A 6,198-nucleotide genomic window follows, 5' to 3' on the forward strand; every position below is an offset into this window, starting at 1 on the left:
CCCATGAGTGCAACCACCGAATTCGCCCCCGGCCTCAGCGTCCAGAACCTGGAGCTGCCGCAAAAGCTCGCCGACTACAAGCTGATCGCGTTCGACATGGACTCCACGCTGATCACCATGGAGTGCATCGACGAGATCGCCGACATCACCGGCAAGAAGGCCGAGGTGGCGGCGATCACCGAGGCCGCGATGCGCGGCGAGATCACCGACTACAAGGACAGCCTGCGCCAGCGCATGGCGCTGCTCAAGGGCGTGCCCATGGCCGACATCGAGCGCGTGCTGCGCGAGCGCCTGCAGCTCACGCCCGGCGCAAAAACCCTGGTCGAGGCCTGCCGCGCGGCGGGGCTCAAGGTGCTGCTGGTGTCCGGCGGCTTCACCTATTTCGCCGAGCATGTGCGCGGCCTGCTCGGCATCGATTTCGTGCGCGCCAATGTGCTCGACGTGCAGGACGGCCGGCTCACCGGCCAGGTGGTGGAGCAGTCCTGGGGCGATATCTGCGACGGCGAGGAAAAGCGCCGCACCCTGCTCGGCCTGGCGTCGCTGCTGGGCATCTCGCCCGCGCAGTGCATCGCGGTGGGCGATGGCAGCAACGACTTGCCGATGATGCGCGAGGTGGGCGTGTCGGTGGCCTTCCACGCCAAGCCCCGGGTGCGGGCCGAGGCCAAGGTGGCCATCAACCAGGGCGGGCTGGAGCGGCTGCTGGAGGTGCTGCGCTGACGTCCGGCCGCTGCCGGTGATGGCGGCGGCTCCATTCGTGGCTCAGCCGCATGTGCAGCGACTGCGGATCGATGGGCTTGTGCATCAGCGTCGCGCCCAGTCCGGTGGCCATCTGCAGCCGCTCCGGCGCGGTGTCGCCGGTCAGGATGAAGAACTGCGGCAGCTGCTGCCAGCTCGGCTGCTGCCCGAGCGCATCGCGCACCACGCGCACCACCTCGCTGCCGTCCTCGGTCTTGGACAGGCGCAGGTCGGTCAGCACCACGTCCCACAGCGGCCCGTCGGCCTCGATGGTGCGGCCCAGCTGGCGCCGCACCTGGCCCACGGTGGCCGCGCCCACCACCTCGCATTGCCACTGCTCCAGCATGCTGCACAGGCCGGCGCGCACCAGCGGTTCGTCATCTACCACCAGCACCCGCAAGCCCGGCAGCGGCAGGTAGCTGCTCTCGCTTGACTCCTCCCACAGGCTCATGCCGGCGCCCAGGGCCTGGTCCGGCGCCGCCTCGGCCATCAGCGTGACGCGGAACACGCTGCCGCGCCCCGGGCGCGAAGCCAGGCCGACCCTGGCGTTGAGCATGTCCGCCAGTTCGCGCACGATGGCCAGCCCCAGCCCCATGCCCTTGTTGCCCAGGCCGTGGTCTTCGCCCACCTGGCGGAATTCCTGGAAGATCAGCTCGTGGTTGGCCGCCTCTATGCCTATGCCGGTGTCCCAGACCTCGATGCAGCGCTGGCCGCTGCGCCTGCGCACCGCGATCAGCACGCCGCCATGCTCGGTGTAGCGCAGCGCATTGGATACCAGGTTGCGCAGCAGCATGAACAGCAGCGTCTGGTCGGCATGCACCCAGTCCTCGCTGTCGCGCACCCGGAACACCAGCCCCTTGGCATCGGCCTGCGGCCCATACTCCTTTTCGAGCCGGCGCAGCAGCGGCGCCACCGCCACCGGCTGGAACCTGGGGCTCAGAACCCCGGCCTCAAGGCGCGAGTAGTCCATCAGCGTGTCCAGCAGCTCGCGGCTGGCGGCGCTGGCGGCCCGCGCCTGCTCCAGGATGCCGGCCTGGGCCACGGTGAGGCCCGACCCGCGCAGGGTTTCCAGAAACAGGTTCAGCGCCTGCACCGGCTGGCGCAAGTCATGGCTGGCGCCGGCCAGGAAGCGGTTCTTGGCGCGCACCGCGCGCTGCGCGGCGCGGGCATGGTCGTCGAGGTGCTTCTTGTACGAGGCGATCGCGGTGGCCAGCTGGTCGATCTCGTCACCGTGGGCCTCTTCCGGCTGGCCCTGGGCGCCGCCAAACCCGTCCTTGCGCACCTCGCGCTGCAGCGCCAGGATGCGGCTCGACACCGAGGCATCCACATACAGGCCGGCAAAGATCACGATCAGGATCAGCACCGTCACCAGCCAGTTCAGGCGCTCCTGCTGGTTGGCCACATCCTGCGATAGCTGGCGGCCGCGCCCGTTGAGTTCGCGGCGCAGGTCGGCCGACACATGGCTGGCCAGCAGGGACAGCCTGGTGGCCAGCACCTGGCTGCCCGATACCAGCGCGGTAATCTGCGCACCGCCCTGCGTGCCGTAGGCCGAAGGCTCGAAAACCGCCTTGCCGAGCTGCTCCACTTCGGTCTCCAAGGCCTTGTGCGTCGCCAGCAACTGGCTCTCGAGCTCGTGCAGGTCATCGCCCACATCCAGTTCGGCGACCAGCTTGTCCAGCCACAGCATGCGGTCGGTCAGCTCCATCATGTTCAGGCGCCGCTCGCTCTGGCTGCTGCTCTGGCCCACCAGGCGCGCATAGTTGGCGACCATCTCGCTTTGCTGCATCAGCCGGGTGCTGGCCACCAGTTGTTCCATCTCCACGTTCGCCAGGCGCCGCACCTCCTGGTCGGTGCGCTTGAGGCCCCGGATCGCGAACACGAACACCAGCGCGATGCCCACCGCCACCAGGGTCAGGATGATCATCAGCCGGGCGGTGACCGACAGCTTGGCGAGTTTCAGGGCGCGCAGCATTGAATGCCCTTCAGCCCCCCTGCCAATGCAGGTTCTCGATCGCGAAGACCGGCACCGGGCAGTGCTCCCACATGCCCAGCAGCCCGCGCCGGATGAAATTGCGTTCCGGCCGCATCTGTATGAAGAGGTTGACCGCGTCCTCCGCGATCTGGCGCTGTGCCTGCGCCAGCCACCGGTTGCGCTCGGCCTCTGCCTGCGCGGCGCGTACTTTCTCCCAGATGCCCTGGAAGGCCTGGTTGCGGTAGTTGAAGTAGTAGTCGCCGCGGGCGTAGATGTTCAGGTCCATCGGCTCCACATGCATGATGATGCTCATGTCGTAGTCCTTTTGCCTGAACACCTTGTCCAGCCAGGTGGGCCAGTCCATGGTCACGATCTCCACCCGGATGCCGATGGCCTCCATCTGCCGCACCACGGTCAGGCTGCCGTAGCGCCCGTAATCGGTGGGCGGCACGGCCAGCTTCAGCACCGTGCCCGGCGCCACCTGGGCCTGGCGCAGCAGCTCCCTGGCGCGCGCCACATCGTGGGGATAGCGATCCACGAGGTCCACATATGCCGCATGGCTGGGCGAGAAGTGCGTGCCGATGGGCACGGTCTTGACCAGCGGCCCGTAGATACCCTGGTATTCGCGGCGATCGATCGCATGGCTGAGCGCCCTGCGCACGCGGATGTCGTTGAGCGGCGCACGGGCATTGTTCAGCGCCACGATCAGCTTGCCCTCCACACCGCGGGAGCCCATCACGTAGTCGGAGCGGGCCGCAAATGCGCCGGTCAGCCGGGTCACGCTGCTCAGCACATCGATGCGGCCTTCGGCCAGCATGCTTTCGGTCTCGAACGAGGTGGTCATGAACAAGAACTGCACCTCGCGCAACTGCGGATGCAGCGGATTCCACCAGTCTTCGTTGCGCAGCAGGCGCACCGAATGCCCCCGCTTCCAGGCCAACACCCGGTAGGGGCCGGTGCCCACGGGCAGCCTGGCATTGGCCTGCGCCGAGTCGGGATGCACCATGACCGCGCCCGGCAGCGCCAGGGCATAGGGCAGCAGGCTGTCAGGCGCGCTCAGGTGGATGCGCAGCAGCTGTTCGTCCACCGCCTCGACCGACGCGATCTTGCCGAACCACTCCAAGTAGGCGTTTGCATTGGTCATCCCCAGCATACGCTGCAGGCTGAAGACCGCGGTATGCGCATTGAACGGCTTGCCATCGTGGTAGAGCACCGGCTTGCGCAGCCGGAAATCGACCGTCCTGCCGTCTTCGCTGACCAGCCAATCAGTGGCCAGGCGCGGCCGCACCTGCCCCTGGCCATCGATATAGGTCAGCCCCTCGTAGACATTGACATAGGCGATCTCGCTGGCGGTGGCGGCGCTGGTCGTGGTGATGTCCAGCGAAGCCGGCTCCAGCTGGATGCCAATGCGCACCGTGTCCGCGCCGGCCCAGGCCTGGCCGCCGACCGCCAGCGCGGCCAACCCGATCGCCAGCATATTCCGCAGTGCGGTGCGCAGGCTGCTGCCCAGAAAAGCCAGCAGCATGCAGATAGCGGTATGGCCTTGCATCTTTAGCCTTCTCTATGCGACTCGATCACGTTTAGCAATAAAAGTCACCTATTGAATTTTTCATGGGTCGGGAAAGAGCCACACGCCACCGGCAGCCTCACTCGACGTAGGCGACCGGCAGGACGCCCTGGCGCTGGGCCGCCGCCACCGCCTGCGTCCGCGTCTGTGCGCCGAAGTAACGCAATACAGCCACCACCTGGTTGCGCACGGTGTGCTCGCTCACCGTCAGGCGCTTTGCAATCGCCTTGTTGCTGAAGCCCTGGGCCACCAGCTTGAGCACTTCGTACTGCCGCGGCGGCAGCCCCTGCCCGCGGCCAGCCGGAGCAGGCATGCCCGGCACGCCGGCATCGAATGCCTCACCGCCCAGCTTGCGCCGCAGCCACTGCTGCACCTGGGCGCAAATGGCATCGGGCGCCAAGGTTTTGGACATGAAGCCGGCAGCGCCATTGCATGCGGCGCTGCGCATCAGCTCCTGATGGTCGTAACCGGAAAGCATCACCACATAGGCACCGGGCCAGCGCTCGCGCAACCTGCCAATGCCGCTCAGGCCATCGCCACCAGGCATGCTGATGTCCAGCAGCACCAGGTCGGCAGCGATCTCGAGGCCCAGGGCCTGCGCAACCGAGCTCGCCTCGTGGAATTCGGCCTGCACCAGGTTGCTGGCTGACAGCATCATGCGCAGCCCTTGCCGGAACAGCGGATGGTCGTCGACCAGCAATACGCAAGGTAAAGAGAGTGTCATGAAAACAAGCTCCTTTCTTCGCGAAACACCGGCCACACCCATCACATCGGCACACCGACCAGCCCAACCCGACAAAGACAGATATTGACAATCCATTTGGCGCCGGATAGAGACGGCGCAGAACTTCAATGTCTTTCATGCATATTAATAAATATTTCCTCTTATCTTATTTCAAGCACAACAAAAACACAATGATTAACAATTAAAACCTCTATCCAGATTTCAGTTAATTCAAAATTTCTCCCTATTTTAAAAATATGAAAGCATCAATAGCTCAGATGTACTAATTTGAAGCTCAGAGTCCCAATATTTTCACCATTCGTTATTCATTTAATCTATATCAAAAACTTCAGGCTGACCTGAGCATGGCTGAAAAAATCCGGCCGGCTGAATCCAATGCCTCTGCATCGGCGGATATAAAAAAAGATCCCACCCCCTCCGGGCATGGGATCTCGAACCAGGCTGCCTGGCATCAGCAGATGCGGCGCTCCCGCCGGCGGGTCAGCCACGCTGCCGCCATCAGCAGCCCGGTCAACAGCATCAGCCCCCATTGGGTCAGCGTTGGCACCATGGCCGGCAGAGGCGCCGCCTTGATCGGATCCCGGTCGGTGGAGCTGCATGGGTCGCTCGCATCCGCGGCCACTGCGCGAGCCAGTACTACAGCAGTGCAGCTGCCGCCGGTCACCGTCGCGGTGTTCACCGCATCCGAGCCAACCTGGCCGGTGACCTTGGCGCTCACCTTGTAGCTGACGCTGCCGCCGTTCGCGGCCACCGTGATGCCGCTGCAGCCGCTGAGCGTGCAAGTGCCCAGCACCGAGCCCGCGCCCGTGGCGGCAACTGGCTCGATGGCCGTCACCTGCAGGCCGGCCACCGGGGTGTCGCTCCAGCCGATGTTCGCTGCATCCACCGCACCCCCGTTGACGATGGTTACCGTGTAGACAGTCGTCGTGCCCAGGGTGACCGAGCTGGCATTGTTGGTCTTGGTGACCACCAGGCTGGATGTCGCCAGCGGGTTGGTGATGCTGCCCTGCGCGCCTTGCGCGATGGCGCCTGCCGGCGGCACCGTGGTCTCGGTCTGCCAGGCATAGTTGCTGGGCGCGCTCGCCTTGCTGGTTTCCGCCAGCGCCGTGCAAGTGGCGCCCTCAGGCACCTTCACCGTGGCGCTGCCGCTGGTCGCCGTGCCGGCCAGTGTGACGCTGC

Annotated in this window: 5 protein-coding genes; 1 reads left to right on the top strand and 4 read right to left on the bottom strand. The window is 65.6% G+C overall.

The genetic code is table 11. The features are described from left to right. Positions 1–3: 3 nt before the first annotated feature. Positions 4–717 carry a phosphoserine phosphatase SerB gene (gene serB, locus ACODRX_RS24160; protein WP_488874093.1) on the top strand — a complete coding sequence of 238 codons (714 nt, stop codon included), beginning with the start codon at positions 4–6 and terminating at the stop codon, positions 715–717. Here the strand turns inward: serB and ACODRX_RS24165 are convergent. The 4 genes from ACODRX_RS24165 to ACODRX_RS24180 all read right to left on the bottom strand — a co-directional run. Beyond that, positions 674–2,707 (bottom strand): ATP-binding response regulator, encoded by a 2,034-nt coding sequence (locus ACODRX_RS24165; RefSeq protein ID WP_488874094.1) that lies wholly within the window; start codon positions 2,705–2,707, stop codon positions 674–676. The genes serB and ACODRX_RS24165 overlap by 44 nt on opposite strands. A gap of 10 nt (positions 2,708–2,717) precedes the next feature. Beyond that, positions 2,718–4,256 (bottom strand): ABC transporter substrate-binding protein, encoded by a 1,539-nt coding sequence (locus ACODRX_RS24170; RefSeq protein WP_488874095.1) that lies wholly within the window; start codon positions 4,254–4,256, stop codon positions 2,718–2,720. Positions 4,257–4,353: 97 nt separating this feature from the next. Beyond that, positions 4,354–4,998, bottom strand: a complete 645-nt coding sequence (locus ACODRX_RS24175; RefSeq protein ID WP_488874096.1) for a response regulator — start codon at positions 4,996–4,998, stop codon at positions 4,354–4,356. A 472-nt stretch (positions 4,999–5,470) separates the two neighbouring features. Next, on the bottom strand, positions 5,471–6,198 hold a 728-nt coding region (locus ACODRX_RS24180), incomplete at its 5' end, for an IPTL-CTERM sorting domain-containing protein (RefSeq protein ID WP_488874097.1).

Source organism: Comamonas sp. FG99 (genome assembly GCF_057808605.1).